We start from the raw sequence: 19,313 nt of genomic DNA on the forward strand, positions 1-19,313 counted from the left end.
TGCCGCCGGCCTATTCCCGGGCCTCGGCCGGAACGATGCTCACTGCCTTCTCGCGGCCGCGCCAGCTGCCGAACTGCACCTCGCCGGCGACGAGCGCGAACAGCGTGTCGTCGCCGCCCCGGCTCACGTTCTTCCCGGGGTGGAAGCGGGTTCCCCGCTGCCGCACGAGGATCTCGCCAGCCTTCACCTGCTGACCGCCGAAACGCTTCACACCAAGCCGCTTCGCAACGGAATCGCGACCGTTGCGAGTGTTGGAAGCACCCTTCTTGGTCGACATGTCGAGTTCCTCCCCTACTTCGCCCCGATACCGGTGACGCGCACCTGGGTGTATGTCTGCCGATGCCCCTGGCGCTTCATGTAACCGGTCTTGTTCTTGAATTTGACGATGTTGATCTTTGGCCCTTTGACCTCGCGGAGGACCTCGGCCGTGACCTTGTACCCGCCCAGTTCGGTGGAGTCGCTGACAACCTTGCCGTCATCGACGACAAGCAGCGGATCCCATGTCACCGTTGAACCGGCATCGTCGGGAACTCTGTCGATGTCCAGAACGTCATCGACGGACACCTTCTCCTGTCGGCCGCCCGCTCGCACGATCGCGTACACCGGGGAACTCTCTTCCTGCTCGTTCTTCCTAGAATGCGCTCTTAACTGACCGCGGTCTCAACCCACCGGTCTCCCGTCCGGAGGGTGGGGTGGAAAGGTAGGTCTCGGGCGCGCGAACGAAGGGGCGCGCCGACGCACCATCCCTCAGATTACCACCTACCACCCGGCAACCTGCACGCCACGGTTCGGCACCGCAGCTCCGGCACGGATCAGCCCGCTTCCACCACCGTCGGGTCGGATGACGCGTTGGTGTTCTTGGAGCGCCGTGTGCGCCGCCGGCGGGACCGGTCGGAGCCTCCGGAGGCCTCACCGGTCTCCCCGTCGGCCGCGGACGCTTCGGCGTCATCACCGGTGGAGGTGCCCTCCCCGGTGTTCTCGCTGCCGCCGGAGCCGGTGTCCTGCCCGTCAGTGTTCTTTTTGCTCTTGCGCGAACTCCGCTTCGCGGACGCCTGTTTCGCGGCCGAACCGTCGGACCCCGCACCGGAGTCACTCTTCTTGCCCTTGCGCGAGTTCCCCTTGGCGGAGCTCTTCTGCGTCTTCTCCGTCTCCACCGCCGAGGGATCGGCTTCGCCAGGCGTCTCCTCCGCATCGTTGCGGGAGGAGGACTCCTCCTCTCTGGCGTCCTGCTGGTCCGCCTTGTCCGAGCCGGCCTTGCCCTTCTTCTTCCGGCCGCTGCCGTTGCCCTGGCCCTTGCTCTGAGCGGCGGGTTCGGCCGAGAACGTGAGACCGCGTCCGTTGCAATGCTCGCACGTGTGCGAGAAAGCTTCGAGCAGCCCCTGGCCAACCCGCTTACGCGTCATCTGCACCAGTCCCAGGGAGGTGACCTCGGCCACCTGGTGCTTGGTGCGGTCCCGGGAGAGGCACTCCAGCATCCGCCGCAACACCAGTTCCCGGTTGCTTTCCAGCACCATGTCGATGAAATCGATCACGATGATGCCGCCGATGTCGCGCAACCGGAGCTGGCGCACGATCTCCTCGGCCGCTTCCAGGTTGTTCTTGGTCACCGTCTCCTCGAGGTTACCCCCCTGGCCGGTGAACTTCCCCGTGTTCACGTCGACGACCGTCATCGCCTCGGTGCGGTCGAAGACCAGCGATCCCCCGCTGGGCAGCCACACCTTGCGCTCCAGCGCCTTGCTGATCTGCTCCTCGACCCGGTAGGCCTCGAAGATGTCCCGGTCCCCCTCCCAGCGGGACAGCCGCTCGGACAGGTGCGGGGCGACGTAGTCGACGTACTCCTCGACGGTGTTCCACGCCTCCTCGCCCGAGACGACGAGGCTCGAGAAGTCCTCGTTGAACACGTCACGGACCACCCGGACCGTGAGGTCCGGTTCGCTGCTGAGCAGGGACGGTGCCGTGGAGGACTTCGACTTGCGGGTGATCGAGTTCCACTGGTTGGCCAGCCGCGATATGTCGCGCTCCAGCTCCTCCTCGCTGGCGCCCTCCGCGGCGGTACGCACGATGACGCCGGCGTTCTCCGGCATCACCTTCTTCAGGATCTGCTTGAGCCGCTGCCGCTCCTTGTCCGGGAGCTTACGGCTGATCCCGGTCATCGTCCCGTCGGGGACGTACACCAGGTAACGGCCGGGAAGACTCACCTGACTGGTCAACCGCGCGCCCTTGTGCCCCATCGGGTCCTTGGTCACCTGCACCAGTACCGACTGGCCCGACTTCAGGGCGGACTCGATCCGCCGCGGTTGGCCCTCCATGCCGATGGCGTCCCAGTTCACCTCACCGGCGTAGAGCACCGCGTTGCGGCCCTTGCCGATGTCGACGAAGGCCGCCTCCATCGAGGGGAGGACGTTCTGCACCCGCCCCAGATAGACGTTGCCGACATAGGTCTTGTGCGCCGCACGGTCAACGTAGTGCTCGACCAGGACGTCGTCCTCCAGCACGGCGATCTGGGTCCGCTCCCCCGAACGCCGGATGACCAGGTCGCGCTTGACCATCTCACGGCGGGCCAGGAACTCCGACTCGGTGATGATGGGGGCCCGGCGGCGGCCCTGTTCCCGCCCCTCGCGGCGACGCTGCTTCTTCGCCTCCAGTCGGGTCGACCCCTTGACCGCCTGGACCTCTTCCTGGGCGGGTTTCTCAGCGCGGGGCTCCCGCACCCGGACCACCGTGTTGGGAGGGTCGTCCTGGGGCTCGGCTGCGCTGTTGTCACTGCTGTCGCTGTTGTCACTCGCGGAACGGCGCCTCCGACGCCGGCGACGCCTCCCGCTGGCGGACGTCTCCTCGGACTCCGCCCCCTGCGCGGCGTCCCCGGACTCCGCCTGGTCCGCGCTCCCGACCGGAGAGGAGTCCTGCTCCCGGTGCTGGGCGTCGCTCGCCCCAGCCTCGGAGTCGGACTCTCCAGCGGGGTTCTCCTCGTCGCCCTGGACCGACTCGGTCGACTCCGCGGTCGAGCGTGCCCTCCCGCGACCACGGCCGCCGCGCCGGCGCCGGCGCCGCGAGGGGCGTTCCTCCCCGCTCTCCTCGGTCGAGACGCTCTCGTCGCTCCCGTCCTCCGCGGTGTCGTCCTCGGAGACCTCCGCTTCCTGGGTGCCGGAGTCCCCGTTACCGCTGGTGGAATTGCCTGTCCCCCCGGCAGTCGGGGGCTGGAACACCACCATCGGTGGTTGGAAGGTGGTGGAGGACTCGGCTCCGGCCGCGCGCGTGTGCGTGCCACCGTCGGGTTCCTCCCGCGGCTCTTCCGGGGTAACGGGAGCCACGGACGGGCTACTGGCGCGCGCTGGCCGGGACTCCTCCTCCCTCTGGTCGCCCCCTCCCGAGTTGACGGTCACTTCCGGGACGCCTGTCCCGGCGAGAGTCGTCATCGGCCCGGCACCACCGGTGTCGATCGGTGCCGGATCCGGAGGCGGACCGGGAGGACGCACGGCTCCGCTGAGTTCACCCGGCAGGTCCACCTTGACCTCGGTGTCCTGTGGTGGCGCGGATGTCGTGGTCCGGCCTGACTCTGGTGTTTCAGTTGTACCCACGGTGTCGTCAGCACCGCTGTTGGGCTCGTTGTCGAGCATCCGGGCGGTCTCCCGTCAGGGCCCTCGGGCGCGGCTCGCGGTCCCTTGCCGCTGCGCGCGAGGACCGTCGTCGCTATGTTGGCGCCGGCAGTGCTGTTACCACTACCAAGGCGAAGTCCTTGAAAGTCGCCCACGCCCCTCGAGTGAGATCACTCATGGTGTGAACTCCGCGCGAGCTGGGCCGGTCGGTGCGGGTCCCCGGCCGTGTCCACCTCTGCCGTGTCCCTGCCGGGAGCGGCCTCTTCCCGTCCAGTACCCTGGGCGGCCGCGTTCTCCGCAGCGAACGGATCGGTGACCACGGCCGACGCGTCGTCGAGTGGCCCCTGCGCCAGCCTGGTCATACGCGGTGATGACAGCGGCGCGAGGCCGGCCACGTGACGAAGACCGGTCACCACATCATTCGGCCGAACGGCGGGTGTTGTGTGCCGTACGACCATTCGGAGTATTGCACATGTTTTCTGTTGGTCCGTTGTGGCGCGCCTGTCCACCTCCAGATGGACGACGGCCGCACGGGTGTCGAAGCGGCGGCGGCCCTTCTTGGTGAGCCGCTCCACTTCCACGGTGTCAGCCGCGCGGAACGCGGCTACCGCCTCCGTGGCGCCCTCGAGGGTGACGCCCGGCATTTCCACCGTCCATACCGAGGCCTGCAGCCGGTCAGCGAGATTCTCCGCTCCCGCCTGCGCGGCCTCCACCGCGTCCACCCCCTCGGGAAGGGCGCTGTCCAACAGGACGCGCACGTACTGCGGATCGCGGTACTCAGTGAGGCTGAGATCGAAGTACTCCGCCTCGCTGGCCACCCCTGTCGGGGCGGCGCCGTTGTAGGAGATCCTCGGGTGCGGCGTGAACCCCGCTGAGAACGCCACAGGCAGCTCCGCACGGCGGAGCGCCCGTTCCAGCGCCCGGGCGATGTCGCGATGGCTCGCGAACCGCATCCGGTCGCGTTTGGCGTAACGGACGCGCAGCCGTTGGACCGGCTCTCCGGTGGAAGGCGCGATGTTGCCCTCAGATGCGGGGGGCAGCGCAACTCCTTTCTTTGGTAACTCCCTACGCCGGGGTGCCAATTCCCGTTCGGCACCCCACCTGGGAAATCCATCTCTCATTCAGCCTACGGTGCCTGTCGGCGGGCGTGTACCACTACCCCAGGGTAAAAACCGCTATGTGGCTTATAGCAGATACGTCGCCGCATAGCGGAACGCCGTGTGCCGGAGCGCACTCGTGAGTGCTGTTCCCATCACGGTCACTGTTGAAAAGCGTTCCCGGCCCGGGACGTACCGGACGGTCCGGACAGCCGGGTACCCCTGCCATGCGCTGCGGCTCAGCGGAGCACCGGATTTTTTCGACTGATTTTGCCTCGGATGCAAACCCGCGCCCCCCGGTAGCCGTCCAACCGGGTGTGTGGCCCGGCGTGAGCGGGGCGCCGGGCCGCACGTCACAGCACCGTCAGCGGCAGCGACCTGGAAGGGTCCGACGGGCCGATCTGGATCTCCGTCCCCATGGTCGGGCACACTCCGCAGTCGTAGCAGGGACTCCAGCGGCAGTCGTCCACCTCCACCGCGTCCTGGCCATGCAGCGAGTCCTGCCAGTCCTGCCAGAGCCACTCCCGGTCCAGCCCCGCGTCGAGATGGTCCCACGGCAGCACCTCCTCCCGGTCGCGCTCCCGAACCGTGAACCAGTCCATGTCCACCGGTTCCTCGGCGAACTCGGCCGCGGCGCAGTCCCGCCACCGTTCGTAGGAGAAGTGTTCGCTCCAACCGTCGAAGCGGGCACCGTTCCGCCACACGCGTTCGATCACCCGGCCGACACGGCGGTCGCCGCGGGAGAGCAGCCCCTCGATGATGGAGGGGCGCCCCTCGTGGTAGCGCAGTCCCACCGCCTTGGCGTAGCGGCGGTCGCCGCGCAGCGTCTCCTTGAGCTTGTGCAGCCGGGAGTCAACCTCCTCGTGGGGGGTCTGTCCGGCCCACTGGAACGGGGTCTGCGGCTTGGGGACGAAACCGCCGATGGAGACGGTGCAGCGGATGTCCTTCCGGCCGGTGGTCTCGCGTCCCACCCGGATGACCTCGGTGGCGAGGTCGGCGATGGCCAGGACGTCCTCGTCCCTCTCCGTGGGCAGCCCGCACATGAAGTAGAGCTTGACCTGGCGCCACCCGGACGCGTACGCGTCGGTGACGGTACGGATGAGGTCCTGCTCGGTGACCATCTTGTTGATCAGTTTGCGCATCCGCTCGCTTCCCCCCTCGGGAGCGAACGTCAGCCCGGACCTGCGCCCGTTCCTGGTGAGCTCGTTGGCCAGGTCGACGTTGAAGGCGTCCACCCGGGTGGAGGGCAGGGAAAGGCCGGTGTTGGTGCCCTCGTAGCGGTCAGCGAGCCCCTTCGTCATATCACCGATCTCGCTGTGGTCCGCGCTGGAGAGGGACAGCAGCCCGACCTCCTGGAACCCCGAGGAGGCCACCCCCTGTTCCACCATGCGGGTCACGGTCTCCTTGCTCCGTTCCCGGACCGGACGGGTGATCATCCCCGCCTGGCAGAAGCGGCACCCGCGCGTGCAACCGCGAAAGATCTCCACGCTGTAGCGCTCGTGCACCGACTCGGCGATCGGCACCAGCGGGTTCTTCGGGTACGGCCACTGGTCCAGGTCCATCACCGTGTGCTTCTGCACGGTCCGCGGCACACCCGGACGGTTGGGGGTGTACCCGGCGATGCGCCCGTCCTCCAGGTAGGTGACGTCGTAGAAGCGGGGCACGTACACGCCGCCGGTACTGGCCAGACGCAGCAGCAGCCCCTCCCTGCCGTCCGGTTCTCCCTCCTGCTTCCACTCCCGGACGATCTCGGTCATGGCCAACGCGATCTGTTCACCGTCGCCGAGGACGACCGCGTCCAGGAAGTCGGCGAGGGGCTCCGGGTTGAACATGGCGTGGCCGCCTCCCACCACCAGTGGGTGGCTCCCGTCGCGCTCGGCGCTGTGCAGCGGGATCCCGGCCAGGTCCAACGCGGTGAGTGTGTTGGTGTAGCCCATCTCACTGGCGAAACTGATGCCGAGTATGTCGAAGGCGCCCACCGGCCGGTGCGCGTCCACGGTGAACTGGGGGATCCCGTGCTCACGCATGAGCCCCTCCATGTCCGACCACACCGCGTAGGTCCGTTCCGCCAGCACACCGGTGCGCTCGTTCAGCACCTCGTACAGGATCTGCACGCCCTGGTTGGGGACGCCGACCTCGTAGGCGTCCGGGTACATCAGGGCCCAGCGGACCTGTGCCTCGTCCCAGTCCCGGACGACGGAGTTGAGTTCGCCTCCCACGTACTGGACTGGCTTCTGCACCTCGGGCAGCAGCTCCTCCAACCGTGGGTACACGGATTCAACGGGCATCGGACGTGCCTTTCGCTTGGACGGGATACGGATGTCCGGCCTCCGACACCGGACCGGACTCTCCACCCCAGCCTAAGGTCGCTCCCGACCGGGGAATGTACGCAGTCACGGTCCGGGGCACGGGGCGTCCACTCCTCGTGTCCCCCGCGCGTTCGGGGCCGCGGCGGTGGTGTTCCACACCGGGTGGTCACTCGAAACCACGGTGGCGCGCGTTGATACCCAGCACCAGACCCACCGCGAGCAGTTGGGACACGGTCGCCGTCCCCCCGTAGGACACGAACGGCAGCGGCAGACCCGTGATGGGCATGATGCCCAGCGTCATTCCGACGTTGATGAACACCTGGGTGAACAGCCACACGGCGATTCCCACGCAGACAAGCCGCGCGTAGGGCTGCTGGCAGTTCGCCGCTATCCGCAGCACCCGCCACACGACCAGGGCGAACAGGACGATGATGGTCGCGCTCCCGATGAAACCGAACTCCTCGCCGGCGACGGTGAAGATGAAGTCGGTGTGCTGCTCGGGAACGAAACGCCCGCTGGTCTGCTCTCCCTGCAGGTACCCCGTGCCGTTGAGACCCCCCGACCCCACGGAGATCATCGCCTGGGTGGCGTTGTAACCGGTGCCCCGCGGGTCGGCCTGGGGATCCATGAAGCTCGTGAAACGAGCGACCTGGTAGCTCTCCAACAGCCCGAACCACCACACGGCCGCCACGGAGAGCACTCCGCACCCCAGGAGACCCACGATCCAGCGGACGGGTGCTCCCGACATCGTCAGCATTCCCAGGTAGATGGCGCCCAGCACTATCGCCGTGCCGAGGTCGGGTTGCGCGAGGACCAGCCCCAGGGGGGCGGCCAGCGCCGCCAGACTGAACAGCACGTCGCGGCTGGTGGGCGCGGTCTCCCCGTCCCGGGGTTCGCCCAACAGCATCGCGATCGCGACGACGAGCGCGATCTTGGCGAGTTCCGCCGGCTGCATCTGCACCCCGGCGACGACGATCCAGGAACGTGACCCGTTGATGACCTCGCCGAGGGGGGTCAGCACCAGCACCAGGCCGAGGGCGGCGACGACGAATACCACCGGCGCGTACGCCCGCGGGATCCGGTAGTCGAGGGCAGCGGCCACCACGCAGGCGACGGCCCCGCACACGAGGTGCAGCGCGTGGCGTTCCAGGAAGTTCCACGCTCCCTGCGCGTCACCGGGGTTGTACGTGGCCGCGTAGACCAGCAGCATCCCGATCCCGGACAGCGCCGCCACGGCGGCGAGAAGCGTCCAGTCGACCCGTCCCGGTGGCAGGGCCGTAGCGAGCCGCCCCACGGTGCGAGGCCACCAGCGGGATGCTCGCGAGGTGAGCTGGGACGCCATGCGCTCCCCTTTCCTCGGGACGCCTCGTCAGTCGGACTCGGATGCCGCGGGAGAACCCGCCTCGACATCGGGCAGCTTCTCGGGAGGCTCCCCGTCGGGCAGGGCGGGCTCTCCCCCTCCGCCGCCGTCGTCCTCGTCGCCCTCGGAGCCGTCCGGTGCCCCGAACCCGTAGATACCGTCGTAGATCTCCCGGGCGACCGGGGCGGCGTTCGTTCCGCCGGTTCCGCCCTGCGAGATCAGGGCCACGACAGCGAACCTGGGGTCGTCCGAGGGCGCGTAGGAGGCGAACCAGGCCGACTCCTCCTTGTTCCTCCCGGTCGCGGTCCCGGTCTTCCCGGAGATCGAAACCTTGCCCTGGGGGAAGTCACCGAAGGTCCCCCGCGCGGTTCCCTCCTTGGGAACATCCTTCAGGGCACCCTGGATGTACTCGAGGGTCTCCTCCGAGAGCGGCAGTTCACCCGCCTTCTCGGGCTCGATCCTCCTGGTCTGTTCCCCGCCGGGAGAGACGAGGGCCTTTCCGACGCGCGGCTCGTACAGTGTTCCCCCGTTGCCGATCGCCGCGTAGGCGCGTGCGAGCTGCAACGGCGTGACCAGTACGTCCCCCTGGCCGATGGAGAAGTTGACCGCGTCCCCGGCCCGCCACTTGTACCCGGCGGCGCACTGCTCCTTGGCGACCCGTTTCAGGTACGACGCCTGCTGCGGGTCCTCCTCGCGCACCTCGGGGTAGCCCTTCTCGGCGTGCTCGCAGACCTCCTCCCGGTTGGCCTCCCAGCGTTCCCGCTTCCACTCGCGGTCGGGGACGCGTCCGGAGCTCTCGTGGGGCAGGTCGACCCCCGTGGGTTTACCGAACCCGAAGTCGTGGGCCATGGTGCTCATCGCGTCCGTGGGATTGTCGTCGGGTGTGGTTCCCCCGTCCGAGCGCCACATGTCGTGGGCGATCTGGTAGAATACGGTGTTGCAGGAGACCACGATCGCCTCGTGCAGGCTCAACGTGCCGTGTGAGCTGCCCTCGTAGTTCTGGAAGGAGCGGCCTCCCACGGTGATCGCGCTGGGGCACCCGAAGCTGCGGTCCAGCGGGACACCGTTCTCCGCCGCCGCCGCGAGCGAGTTCACCTTGAACGTCGACGCCGGGGGGTACTGGCCCTGGACGGCACGTGAGGTCAGCGGGTCCTTGGCGTTGTCGCTGAGAAGTTCCTCGTAGGCCTCCGCGTCGATACCGCCCTTCCAGAGCTCGGGGTCGTAGCTGGGTTTGCTGGCGAGTGCGATCACCCGACCGTTCGTGGCGTCCAGCACGACGGCGGCACCGGAGTCGGCCGGGTTCCCGTCGGAGCGGGACCGCTCGATCCCGTTGCTCAGCGCCTTCTCCGTGATGGCCTGCACCTTCCTGTCGATGCTGGTCACCAGGTGCTTGCCCGGATCGGGCCGTTCCTCCTTGAGCTTGCCCGTGACCTTGCCGTGGTTGTCGACCGTGAGGCGCTCCACCCCGGAGGTCCCGCGTAGCTGCTGGTCGTAGGCGGCCTCCAGTCCCCCTCGGCCGACCCGGTCCACCCCGCTGAACCGAGTACGCAGCTCGTCACGTTCCTCCAGTTCCTCCTGGGTGACGGGTTGCAGATAGCCCAGGGTCTGGGCGGCGTCCTTACCGCCGGGGTAGTCGCGGATGGCGTGCTGCTGCGCCGTGACCCCGGGGAAGTCCTCCTGGCGCTCCCGGATCTGCAGCGCCTCCCTGGGCTCGACGTCCTCCGCCAGGATGATGGGCTGGTAAGGGGATCCGGGCCAGCACGGCTGGCTCACCTCGGGCCCGCACAACCGGGAGCGCTGGCGGACCTCCTGGTAGGGCTCGCCGATGAGGTCGGCCACCCTGCGCAGTACCCGCTCGCCCCCGTCCTCCTGGCGCTGCAGCGCGTGGTAGTCGGCCATCACCACGAGTTCCGTGCGGTTGCGCACGAGCGCCCGCCCGGAGGAGTCCACGATCTTCCCCCGGGTGGCGGGAATGACCACCTCCTCGCTGTGCGTGGCCAGGGCGCGCTGCTGGTAGTGCTCGTTCATCGGGATCTGCAGGTACCACAGCCGCGCGAGGAGGGCGGCGAACAGCACGAGCACCACGACCTGCGCCAGCACCAGCAACGCTCTGCCGGGCACGTTCCGCGCAGTTCCGTCCGGTTGGTTCCCCAGGCTCAGTCTCATCCCCGTATCCCCCCAACGCGCGGGGAGACGGCCACGTTCAGCACGTCATCGGTGGTGAAGTGGTTCCGGAGCTTCAGCGCCGGAAGCAGCACGAGCGGACTCACCAGCATCGTCGTTCCCGTGGTAAGCGCGACGGTGACAACGGCCGAGGAGAGGGTCGCTCTGGGGTCACCCACCAGCACCGAGATGAGAACCCAGCCGAGCGCTACCCCGAACACCGTGCCGGCGGCCACGATGAAGGGCCATGCCGCTCCCCGGTTCCGGGACTGGCGCAGCGACCCCACCGCGTACCCTGCCACCGACAGCAGCAGCGCGTAGCGTCCGAGCTCGTGGTCGGCCGGCGGCAGAACGTCCACCGCCAGTCCCGCGGCGAACCCGCTGAGAGCCCCCGTCACCGGTGTCGTTCCCAAGGCGACCGCCGTCAGTACGAGCACCACCACATCCGGCGGCACGCCCCACGGCAGTGGCAGGCGGTTCACCACCGCCACCTGCAGTACCACCGCTCCCGCGACGAGGAGGGCGGCAACCAACCGATTCAATGCTCCCCACCTCCGGTCTCGCCCGTCGGGTGCCGCGCGGCGTCGGCCTCGTCCTCGTCCCGGGGGTCGGGAGGCAGCACCGAGTCCCGCGGGTCCTCCTCCGGGCCCGCGACGACGACCCCCACCACGTCGAGGGTGCTCAGGTCCGCTGCGGGAGCGACCCGAGCGGTGCGCTGCAGCGCGTCCGAGGTCTCCTCGACCTCGGCTATCGTCCCGATGGGAACCCCCGGAACGTAGGGTCTGTTCTCGTGGGACCCCAGGGTCACTATCCGGTCCCCCTCGTGCATACGCGCCTTGGTGTCCATCAGCGTGAAGGTCAGCGCGCCGGACCCGTCGACCGCGCGCGCCTGACCGTCGATCGCCCCGATCTCGGAGGAGTCCTCCATCCGGGCTCCCACGGCCGAGGATCCGTCCGTCACGAGCATCACGGTCGACGTGTGCGCCTGCGCCCGGCTCACCCGCCCCACCAGGCCGTCGCCGTTGACGACCGTCATGTCCGCACGCACACCGTCGCGTTTCCCGACGTCGAGGGTGACCACCTCGGCCTCCCCCGACGAGGACATCCGGGTCACCGTGTGGGCGGGTACGATCTCGTAACCTCCCATGCCCGAGAGGCGCAGCAGCTCGTCCAGTTCTCCGGCCTGCTCGTCGTCACGGTCGCGCGCCTCGAGCCGGGAACGCAGCTTCTTGTTCTCCCGTTCGAGTTCGTCGATCCGCTCGCTGGCCGCCGGTGCCGCCCGCAACGCCCGGTAGGAGTCGTCGATCGGCGCCGCGACAGCGGAAACCCCCGCGGAGATTGGGTGGAAAGCCATGTCACCGGCGGCACGGGCACCGCTGGTGACCGGGTCGTTCCCCTCGCGGGAGTCGAGCACCAGCAAAGCGACGGAAACCGCGAGCAGGACCCCGAGGACGAGTCGCCGACGGGAGGCGCCACCCCGCATGTCACCCCCTCCTCATGGTCGATCCGTTCGGCTCGCGCACGGTCACCGGCGTTGTTCCGGCACCAGGACCTGGTTGAGGCGTTCGTAGTTCTCCACGCACGTGCCGGATCCGATCGCCACCGAGTCCAACGCGTTGTCCGCGACGTGGATGGGCATGCCCGTCTCGTGCCGCAACCGTTCCTCCAGCCCGTTGAGCAGCGCGCCACCGCCCGTAACCGCGACCCCCCGGTCCATCACGTCCCCGGAGAGCTCGGGCGGGCACTTGTCCAGGCTGGCGCGCACCGCGTCGATGATGGAGTTCACCGGTTCCTCGATGGCCTGGCGCACTTCGGCCGTCGACACCACGACGGTTTTGGGCAGCCCGCTGATGAGGTCGCGGCCGCGCACCTCGGCGTGGGGTTCCTCGGAACCGAGGGGGTACGCCGATCCGATGGCGACCTTGAGTTCCTCCGCGGTGCGCTCCCCGATCATCAGGGAGTACTGCTTCTTCGCGTAGGCGATGATCGCCTGGTCCAGCTCGTCCCCTCCGACGCGGATCGACTCCGAGGCCACGATGCCGCCCATGGAGATGACCGCCACCTCGGTGGTTCCGCCCCCGACGTCGACCACCATGTTCCCGGTGGGGTCGTAGACGGGGAGCCCCGCACCGATGGCCGCCGCCATCGGCTCCTCGACGATGTAGACCCGACGCGCCCCCGCCTGGTACCCGGACTCCTTGACGGCACGGTGCTCCACGGAGGTGATACCGCTGGGCACGGCGACGATTACCCGGGGCTTGGCGAAGTGCCGTCTGCGGTGGATCTTGCGGATGAAGTAGCGCAGCATCCGTTCGGTGATGTCGAAGTCCGCGATGACCCCGTCCTTCAGCGGGCGGACAGCGGTGATGTTGTTCGGTGTGCGCCCGATCATCTGCTTGGCCTCGGCCCCGACGGCGACGATCTTGGCCGTGGAGGTGTTCAGCGCCACGACGGAGGGTTCGTTCAGCACGATCCCCCGGCCGCGGACGTACACCAGCGTGTTCGCAGTGCCGAGGTCGACCGCCATGTCACGGCCGAGGACGGCGAGATTCTTGACCATGGGGCTCCCTCAACGACAACTCAGCGAATGCGGCATCTCGGACAGGGCACGGCCCACCCGACTGGGATCTAACCCAGCACACGCATAGTAACTCTCAGAAGTCACCTAGTTACATAAACACACCGAATTGCTGCGTTCCCTGGACACGAAAAAAGCGCCGGGAAGCTCCCGGCGCTTGCTCGCGTTGCCCCTGCGGCCAGGGTCCGACGGACGCTCGTCCCGCTACGCGGCACCCCAGTGCCGCTCGGGACGCGCAGCGTCCAAAGAACAGAACCTAGACCGCGAGGTCACCGAAGAACAGCTTGATCTCCCGCTCGGCCGAGTACGTGGAGTCCGAGCCGTGCACGATGTTCTCCTGGACCTCCAGGGCGTAGTCGCCCCGGATGGTTCCCGGCGCGGCCGACACCGGGTCGGTGGCGCCGGCCAGAGCGCGCACCGCCTCGACCGCGCGCTCCCCCTCGACGACCATCGCCACGAGCGGGCCGCCGGTGATGAACTCCACCAGGGAGTTGTAGAACGGGCGTGCGGCGTGCTCCTCGTAGTGCGTCTTCGCCGTCTCGGTGTCCAGGGTCCGCAGGTCCATCGCGATGATGTCCAGCCCCCTGCGCTCGATCCGGGAGATGACCTCACCCACGAGGTTGCGCCGCACGCCGTCAGGCTTGATCAGTACCAGGGTGCGCTCCACGTCGCTCCTTTCTCGATTGTTCACGATGATGACCGGATGCTGCGACGCGACGCGCGAGCGCCATCCCGGCCGCAGGCAACCCTACCGTTCCCGGTGTGGGCCGGGCCCCGTTCCGGCTGGTCGGCCGTCAGGCGGCGGCACCGGCGTCCGCACGGCGTCCCAGCAGCACACCGGTGCACCACAGACCGGCGAAGACGATACCGAGCAACGCCACGCTCGGCACCAGGGCTCCGCTGGCCAGGACGGCCGCCTGCAGCAGCCCCCCGGTGTAGAAGGCCCAGCTGTGCCGCTGCAGCCCTGCCAGTACGAGCGCGGCGGCAGCGAGACCACCCCACAGGCCACCGGCGAACGAGGGTGAGTACTCCCCGAGCTGGATGGCCACCGGAATCGCGAGCCCGAGGACGATCGCCTCGAACACGAGGACGACGGCACAGAGTTTACGCACTGTCGCCGCCCTTCACGAGGTGGCTGGCGTCGCCCGCAGTCACCACCGAACCGGTGATCAGCACGCCCGCCCCGCCCAGTTCGCCGCTCTCGTCGGCTCGCGCGACCGCCTCGTCGATGGCGTCGTCCAGCCGGTCGGCGACACGCACACGCTCCGCCCCGAAGATCGGCCGGGCGAGGTCGGCCAGCTCTTCGGGACCCAACGAACGCGGCGAGGAGTTCCTGGTCACCACGATCTCGCTCAGCACCGGCTCCAGGGGGTCGAGAATGCCCTCGACGTCCTTGTCCGCCATGATCGCCACGACGCCGATGAGACGGGTGAAGGTGAACGCCTCCTGGACCCCCTCCACCGCGGCCGTCATCCCGGCCGGGTTGTGGGCGGCGTCCACGAGCACGGTGGGGCTGGAACGGAGCACCTCCAGCCGTCCGGGTGAGGCGATCTCCGCCAGAGCGTCGGTCACCACCTCGGACTCGAGCGGCTCCTCACTCTCGACCGGGGCGCCGAAGGCCTCCACCGCGGCGAGCGCCACCGCGGCGTTGCCGGCCTGGTGCGCGCCGAACAGGGAGAGGAAAACGTCCTCGTAGGATCCGCGCAGCCCCTGGAACGAAACCTGCTGTCCGCCGACGGCGATATCGCGGTGGGTCACCCCGAATTCCAGGCCCTCACGGGCCACCCGGGCACCCGTCTCGGACACGTGCCGCATCAGGGTCTCCGCGGCGGCCAGCGGCTGTTGGGCCAGGATCGCGATCGAGTTGGGCTTGATGATGCCGGACTTCTCCTCGGCGATCCCCTCGACCGTGTCGGGCAGGTACTCGGTGTGGTCCACAGCGATCGGTGTGACCACCGCGATGTCGGCGTCGACAACGTTGGTGGCGTCCCAGTTACCGCCCATGCCGACCTCGACGACCGCCACGTCCACCGGAGCGTCGGCGAAGGCGGTGAACGCCATGCCGGTGAGTACCTCGAAGAAGGACAACCGCGTCTCGTGGGCGGCGTCGACCATGTCCACGAACGGCCGGATCTCCTCGTAGACCTCGACGAACGTCTCCTCGGACACGGGTTCGCCGTCGATGACGATCCGTTCGCGCATGGTCCGCAGGTGCGGGCTGGTGTAACGCCCCACCCGCAGTCGCCGCTCCCGCATGAGGGCGTCGATCATCCGGGCCGTGGAGGACTTCCCGTTCGTCCCGGTCAGGTGGATGGTCGGGTAGTTGCGTTGCGGATCGGAGAGCAGGTCCATGAGTGCGCTGATCCGGTCGGTCGTCGGGTCGATGTCGGATTCGACACGGCGGGAACCGATCTCGGCCACGACCTCGGTGTAGCGTTCATGGACGCCTGACGCGCTCACAGCGAAGAATGGGTTCGGGTGCACACACGTCCAGCGTACTCGTGCTGCGGGCGGTCCGTGTCCGCCACCGCTGGTGTGGTGCTGTACTACTGGGGGCATGCCGAGTCTCGACGTGTTCTTCCAGGAATGGCACGCGTACAAAACCAGCGGGCAGCGCTCCCTCTCCCGCGCTCAGGCGCTCATGGATGAGCTGGAACTCACACCACAGCGGCCCCCGGTCCTGGGAGTCGTGGGCTCCAAGGGCAAGGGGACCACCGCGACGTACGCCTCAGCCCACCTCGCGGCCGCGGGGTTGCGGGTGGTCACGGTCACCGGCCCCAGTTTCCGCAGCTACCGGGAGCGCATCCGCCTCGACGGGACGGCGGTGGACGAGCGGGAGCTGTCCGGCGTCGCCGCCGAGCTCGCGCGAGCGCAGCAGAGGCTGCCCGAGTCGGACGGTTCCTACCTCGCGCCCAACGGCCTGTTCCTCCTCGGTGGCCTGCTGCACGCGCGCAACAGCGGTGCCGACGTGTGCGTCCTGGAAGCGGGGATGGGCGGCCACGGGGACGAGCTGCGTCTGATCGGGCCGAGCCTGGTGGCGGCCTCGGCCGTGTTCGCCGAACACGTCGGAAAGCTGGGAGACACCGTGGCCGAGATCGCGGCGGAGAAAGCGGCCGTGGCCGGGCCGGCCACACGGGCGGTCGTACGCCTCCCCCAGACCGCCGACGCCGCCGAGAGCTTCGACCGCACGGTGGACGAGGTGAGCGGGGGTCGCGTCAGACCGGAGGTCGTACCCGGGGCTGAGGACGCGGACGTACCGCCGCGGCGCTTCCTTCCGCCGGGGCTGTCCGCGGACTCGGCGCGGCTCGGCTGGCACGGCGCGGGCAGGATGCTGGAGCTGCTCGACCGTCCGGCGGTCTCTCCTTCCCGCCGGGATGAGGTGGCCTCGACGGTGCGCCTGCCGGCGCGGCTCTCCCGGCACCGGTGGCAAGCGACCGAGGTGATGGTGGACTCGGCGATCAACCGGACCGGGGTGCGTACGGCGCTGGAACACGCTCGCGCCCTGTGGCCGCGGATCGACCGGGTGGTGGTCTGCCTCCCGGACCACAAGGACCTCGACGGTGCCGTCCGGGAACTGGGAGAGCTGCCGGCGACGGCCGCCGTACTGCCCGAGTCCCACCTGCGGTTCGAGCGCCCGCTCCCCCAGCACTGGGACCGAGTGCCGGCCGAGGCTCTCACCGCCGACGCGCTGGCTGCTATGGGGGAGTACGTGCTGGTGCTGGGCACGGTCTACTTCACCGGCCGGGTACTGGACGCGATCGGGGCGGACACCGACCGGCTCTTCTCCGCGTGACACGTACCGGTCCGGTCGCGGTGTCGCGACCGGACCGGGTGCTGCTGTCGGATTCGCCCGCCGTTACCGGTTACCGGGCTTGTACCGCGGCTGGCTCTGCGGGTTGAACTCGTCGTAGGTGACCTTCTCCGCGCCCTTGAGGCGCTTGTCGTCCAGTTCCAGGACGTCGAGGCCCTTCACCATGCCGGAGGAGTAGACGTGGCCGTTGTAGTAGTAGGCGGACCAGCTTCCCCCGGTGATCTTCTGCTCCTCGGAGAGGGGACCGCGTTCGAAGTAACCGATCTCCTCGGGGTTGGCGGGGTCGTTGAAGTCGATGACCGAGACGCCGCCCTGGTACCAGGACTGCACGAAGTAGTCCTTGCCCGGGACGGGTATCAGTGACCCGTTGTGCGCGACGCAGTTCTCCGTGTCGGCCTGGTGGCGGGGGTTCTTGAAGTAGCTCTCGAACTCCAGCGTCGGGTCCTTCTTGCCCTTCATGCTGTAGACGGCGTCGGCCCCCCGCTTGGGCCCGACCTCCTCGTTGCAGGTCGCCGCGACTCCGCCGCCGAGTTCGTCGGTGAACAGGACGCCCTTGGCCTTGTTCGTGAACGTCGCCGAGTGCCAGAACGCGAAGTTGTCGTCCTGTACCCGTTCGGTCACCGTCGGATCCACCGGATCGCTGATGTCCATGATGATGCCGTCGCCCATACAGGCGCCCGCGGCGACGTCGCGCTCCGGGTAGGCGGTGATGTCGTGGCAGCCCTCCGTGGGGCGCGCCATTCCGCCGTCGCCCTCGTTCCCGCCCTCGGGGAAGAGCACGGGTTCGGCGGTGACGTCGGCCGCCGCCGGGTCGTCCAGCGGGACCTCGACGATGGAGATCTTGTCGTGCGGGGGCTGGCAGTTGGGGAACTGCTCCGCGGGAGCGTAGGACGACACGTAGATGTAGTCCTTCTTCCCGTCCTTCCCGGGAACGAGCGTGTTGGTGTGCGAACCGCAGTCGGTCGGCACGGCGGACACGTACTCCGGCTGTGTCATGTCGGAGATGTCGAAGATCCGCATCCCTTCGAACGCGTCCGGATCCTCGGGGGAGCTCGCCGGCGCTCCGCACTCCTGCCCTTCGCGGGGGTAGTCGACGGAGAGGTAGAGCAGGTCCCCGCTGACCGTGACGTCGCCCTGTCCTCCCTCACAGAGCACTTGGCTGACGATCCGGGGCTCGGCGGGCTGGGAGATGTCGTAGATGACGAACCCGTTGTAGTTGCCGTCTATCGCGTAGTCACCGGTGAACGCGAGGTCGGTCCCGGTGGAGTCCATGTTGTCGAACGGCGGGGCTTTGGGGACGTTCGCCAGGTGGTTCACATTGTCGCTCGTGACGACTTCGCCCACGTCGGGGATGTCCTCGGTCCCGGCCGCCGCCGGGGCGGACGTCAGCCCCGCCACGAGAGCGGTCGCGCCGAGCAGGGTAAGGCCGAGGTAGGCGGGCCGGTTACGGGGTCGCCGCCGCCGGCTGGGGGATTTCAACATCTCGGGGCTCCTCATTCCGGTACAACCCGAAAACACCAAAAAAGTACATAGGTGACCCCATTGGTGTACAGGCGTTGAATCGGGAAAACGAGCATGCGCAGGGGGAAACGCAAATATTGTCACTTGGGGGAAAGGTGGCTCGCACCCACCAGACACTGGACAAAATCCCCGCGGAACAGTAAAAACCTCGCAAAACGACCCACGGGTCAGCGGCCCCACGGCAGAGGGAGCACATCGTGCAGCGTTGGATACTGGCAGCTACAGCGACCGTACTGCTCGCCGGAACCTCGGCCTGCGCCCAGTCGGACTCCGCTGCCGACCCACCGGTCCTCGACCCCGGCTCCCCCGGGGACTCTCCCTCCTCCGCCTCCGAGGAGCGGCTCGCCGACGCCGAGCGGGACACGGGCCACAACACGGCCGACGTGGACTATCTCCTCATGATGATCGAACACCATTCCCAGGCCGTGGAGATGACCGACCTGGCCGAGGAACGCGGCGCCGACCCGGAACTCGACAGGACCGCGGAACGGATCGCCGACGCCCAGGACGCCGAGATCACCATGATGGAGGAGTGGCTGGAGACCAACGTGTACACGCCCGTACGGGAGGGGTCCAGCGAGCAGGACTACTGTTCGGCCGACGGGGACGGCGAGGTGTCCTGCCCCACTGACCTGGGCCACTCCGACATGCCGGGGATGGCCTCCCCCGAGGAGCTCACCGAGTTGGAGAACAGCGACGGCCAGGAGTTCGACAGGCTCTTCGTGGAGCTCATGTCCACCCACCACGAGGGCGGGATCGACATGGCCGAGGAGGAGGTCACCAACGGCCAGAGCACCAGGGTCACCACCATGGCCAACGACGTCATCGCCGAACAGCGCGCCGACATCGCCCGGATGGAGGACGCCCTGTCATAACCG

The 19,313-nt window shown here is 68.5% G+C and carries 16 protein-coding genes; 2 read left to right on the forward strand and 14 right to left on the reverse strand.

The window, feature by feature from the left end; all coding sequences use genetic code 11:
* Window positions 1-10 precede the first annotated feature (10 nt).
* From rpmA to FHX37_RS11335, 13 genes are all read right to left on the reverse strand, one after another.
* A complete protein-coding gene (gene rpmA, locus FHX37_RS11275) occupies window positions 11-277 on the reverse strand; it encodes a 50S ribosomal protein L27 (protein ID WP_141923860.1) in 267 nt (88 codons plus the stop codon).
* Window positions 278-291: 14 nt separating this feature from the next.
* Window positions 292-603, reverse strand: coding sequence for a 50S ribosomal protein L21 (rplU, locus tag FHX37_RS11280; protein WP_141923861.1), 312 nt, complete (start codon window positions 601-603; stop codon window positions 292-294).
* Between the two features lie 209 nt (window positions 604-812).
* Window positions 813-3,617: a ribonuclease E/G gene (locus FHX37_RS11285; RefSeq protein WP_141923862.1), complete on the reverse strand. Its 2,805-nt coding sequence runs from the start codon at window positions 3,615-3,617 to the stop codon at window positions 813-815.
* A 149-nt stretch (window positions 3,618-3,766) separates the two neighbouring features.
* Window positions 3,767-4,549 (reverse strand): TIGR03936 family radical SAM-associated protein, encoded by a 783-nt coding sequence (locus FHX37_RS11290; RefSeq protein WP_246062245.1) that lies wholly within the window; start codon window positions 4,547-4,549, stop codon window positions 3,767-3,769.
* Between the two features lie 497 nt (window positions 4,550-5,046).
* The gene (locus FHX37_RS11295; protein WP_141923864.1) at window positions 5,047-6,981 is read right to left on the reverse strand and encodes a TIGR03960 family B12-binding radical SAM protein; all 1,935 of its coding nucleotides are present in this window, start codon (window positions 6,979-6,981) and stop codon (window positions 5,047-5,049) included.
* A gap of 187 nt (window positions 6,982-7,168) precedes the next feature.
* Window positions 7,169-8,344 (reverse strand): rod shape-determining protein RodA, encoded by a 1,176-nt coding sequence (rodA, locus tag FHX37_RS11300; protein ID WP_141923865.1) that lies wholly within the window; start codon window positions 8,342-8,344, stop codon window positions 7,169-7,171.
* Between the two features lie 27 nt (window positions 8,345-8,371).
* Window positions 8,372-10,528, reverse strand: coding sequence for a penicillin-binding protein 2 (gene mrdA, locus FHX37_RS11305; protein ID WP_141923866.1), 2,157 nt, complete (start codon window positions 10,526-10,528; stop codon window positions 8,372-8,374).
* Window positions 10,525-11,067, reverse strand: coding sequence for a rod shape-determining protein MreD (gene mreD, locus FHX37_RS11310; protein WP_141923867.1), 543 nt, complete (start codon window positions 11,065-11,067; stop codon window positions 10,525-10,527). The genes mrdA and mreD overlap by 4 nt, the downstream gene beginning before the upstream one ends.
* The gene (mreC, locus tag FHX37_RS11315; RefSeq protein WP_141923868.1) at window positions 11,064-12,008 is read right to left on the reverse strand and encodes a rod shape-determining protein MreC; all 945 of its coding nucleotides are present in this window, start codon (window positions 12,006-12,008) and stop codon (window positions 11,064-11,066) included. The genes mreD and mreC overlap by 4 nt, the downstream gene beginning before the upstream one ends.
* Window positions 12,009-12,050: 42 nt before the next feature.
* A complete protein-coding gene (gene mreB / locus FHX37_RS11320) occupies window positions 12,051-13,085 on the reverse strand; it encodes a rod shape-determining protein (protein ID WP_141923869.1) in 1,035 nt (344 codons plus the stop codon).
* Between the two features lie 274 nt (window positions 13,086-13,359).
* A complete protein-coding gene (gene ndk, locus FHX37_RS11325; protein WP_141925197.1) occupies window positions 13,360-13,770 on the reverse strand; it encodes a nucleoside-diphosphate kinase in 411 nt (136 codons plus the stop codon).
* Between the two features lie 127 nt (window positions 13,771-13,897).
* Window positions 13,898-14,215 carry a DUF4233 domain-containing protein gene (locus FHX37_RS11330; RefSeq protein WP_141923870.1) on the reverse strand — a complete coding sequence of 106 codons (318 nt, stop codon included), beginning with the start codon at window positions 14,213-14,215 and terminating at the stop codon, window positions 13,898-13,900.
* Window positions 14,208-15,563, reverse strand: coding sequence for a bifunctional folylpolyglutamate synthase/dihydrofolate synthase (locus FHX37_RS11335; protein ID WP_246062246.1), 1,356 nt, complete (start codon window positions 15,561-15,563; stop codon window positions 14,208-14,210). The genes FHX37_RS11330 and FHX37_RS11335 overlap by 8 nt, the downstream gene beginning before the upstream one ends.
* A 97-nt stretch (window positions 15,564-15,660) precedes the next feature.
* On the opposite strand from FHX37_RS11335, the gene FHX37_RS11340 reads away from it, so the two are divergent.
* Window positions 15,661-16,896 carry a folylpolyglutamate synthase/dihydrofolate synthase family protein gene (locus FHX37_RS11340; RefSeq protein ID WP_141923872.1) on the forward strand — a complete coding sequence of 412 codons (1,236 nt, stop codon included), beginning with the start codon at window positions 15,661-15,663 and terminating at the stop codon, window positions 16,894-16,896.
* Between the two features lie 63 nt (window positions 16,897-16,959).
* Here FHX37_RS11340 and FHX37_RS11345 read toward each other — a convergent pair whose 3' ends face one another.
* On the reverse strand, window positions 16,960-18,396 hold the full coding sequence (locus FHX37_RS11345; RefSeq protein WP_141923873.1) for an LVIVD repeat-containing protein: 1,437 nt from the start codon (window positions 18,394-18,396) through the stop codon (window positions 16,960-16,962).
* Between the two features lie 236 nt (window positions 18,397-18,632).
* Between FHX37_RS11345 and FHX37_RS11350 the strand changes: the two genes are divergently transcribed.
* Entirely contained in the window at window positions 18,633-19,310 is a 678-nt protein-coding gene (locus FHX37_RS11350) for a DUF305 domain-containing protein (protein ID WP_141923874.1), read from the forward strand.
* The last annotated feature ends 3 nt before the right edge of the window (window positions 19,311-19,313 follow it).

This window comes from Haloactinospora alba (assembly GCF_006717075.1).
GTDB classification, from domain to species: domain Bacteria; phylum Actinomycetota; class Actinomycetes; order Streptosporangiales; family Streptosporangiaceae; genus Haloactinospora; species Haloactinospora alba.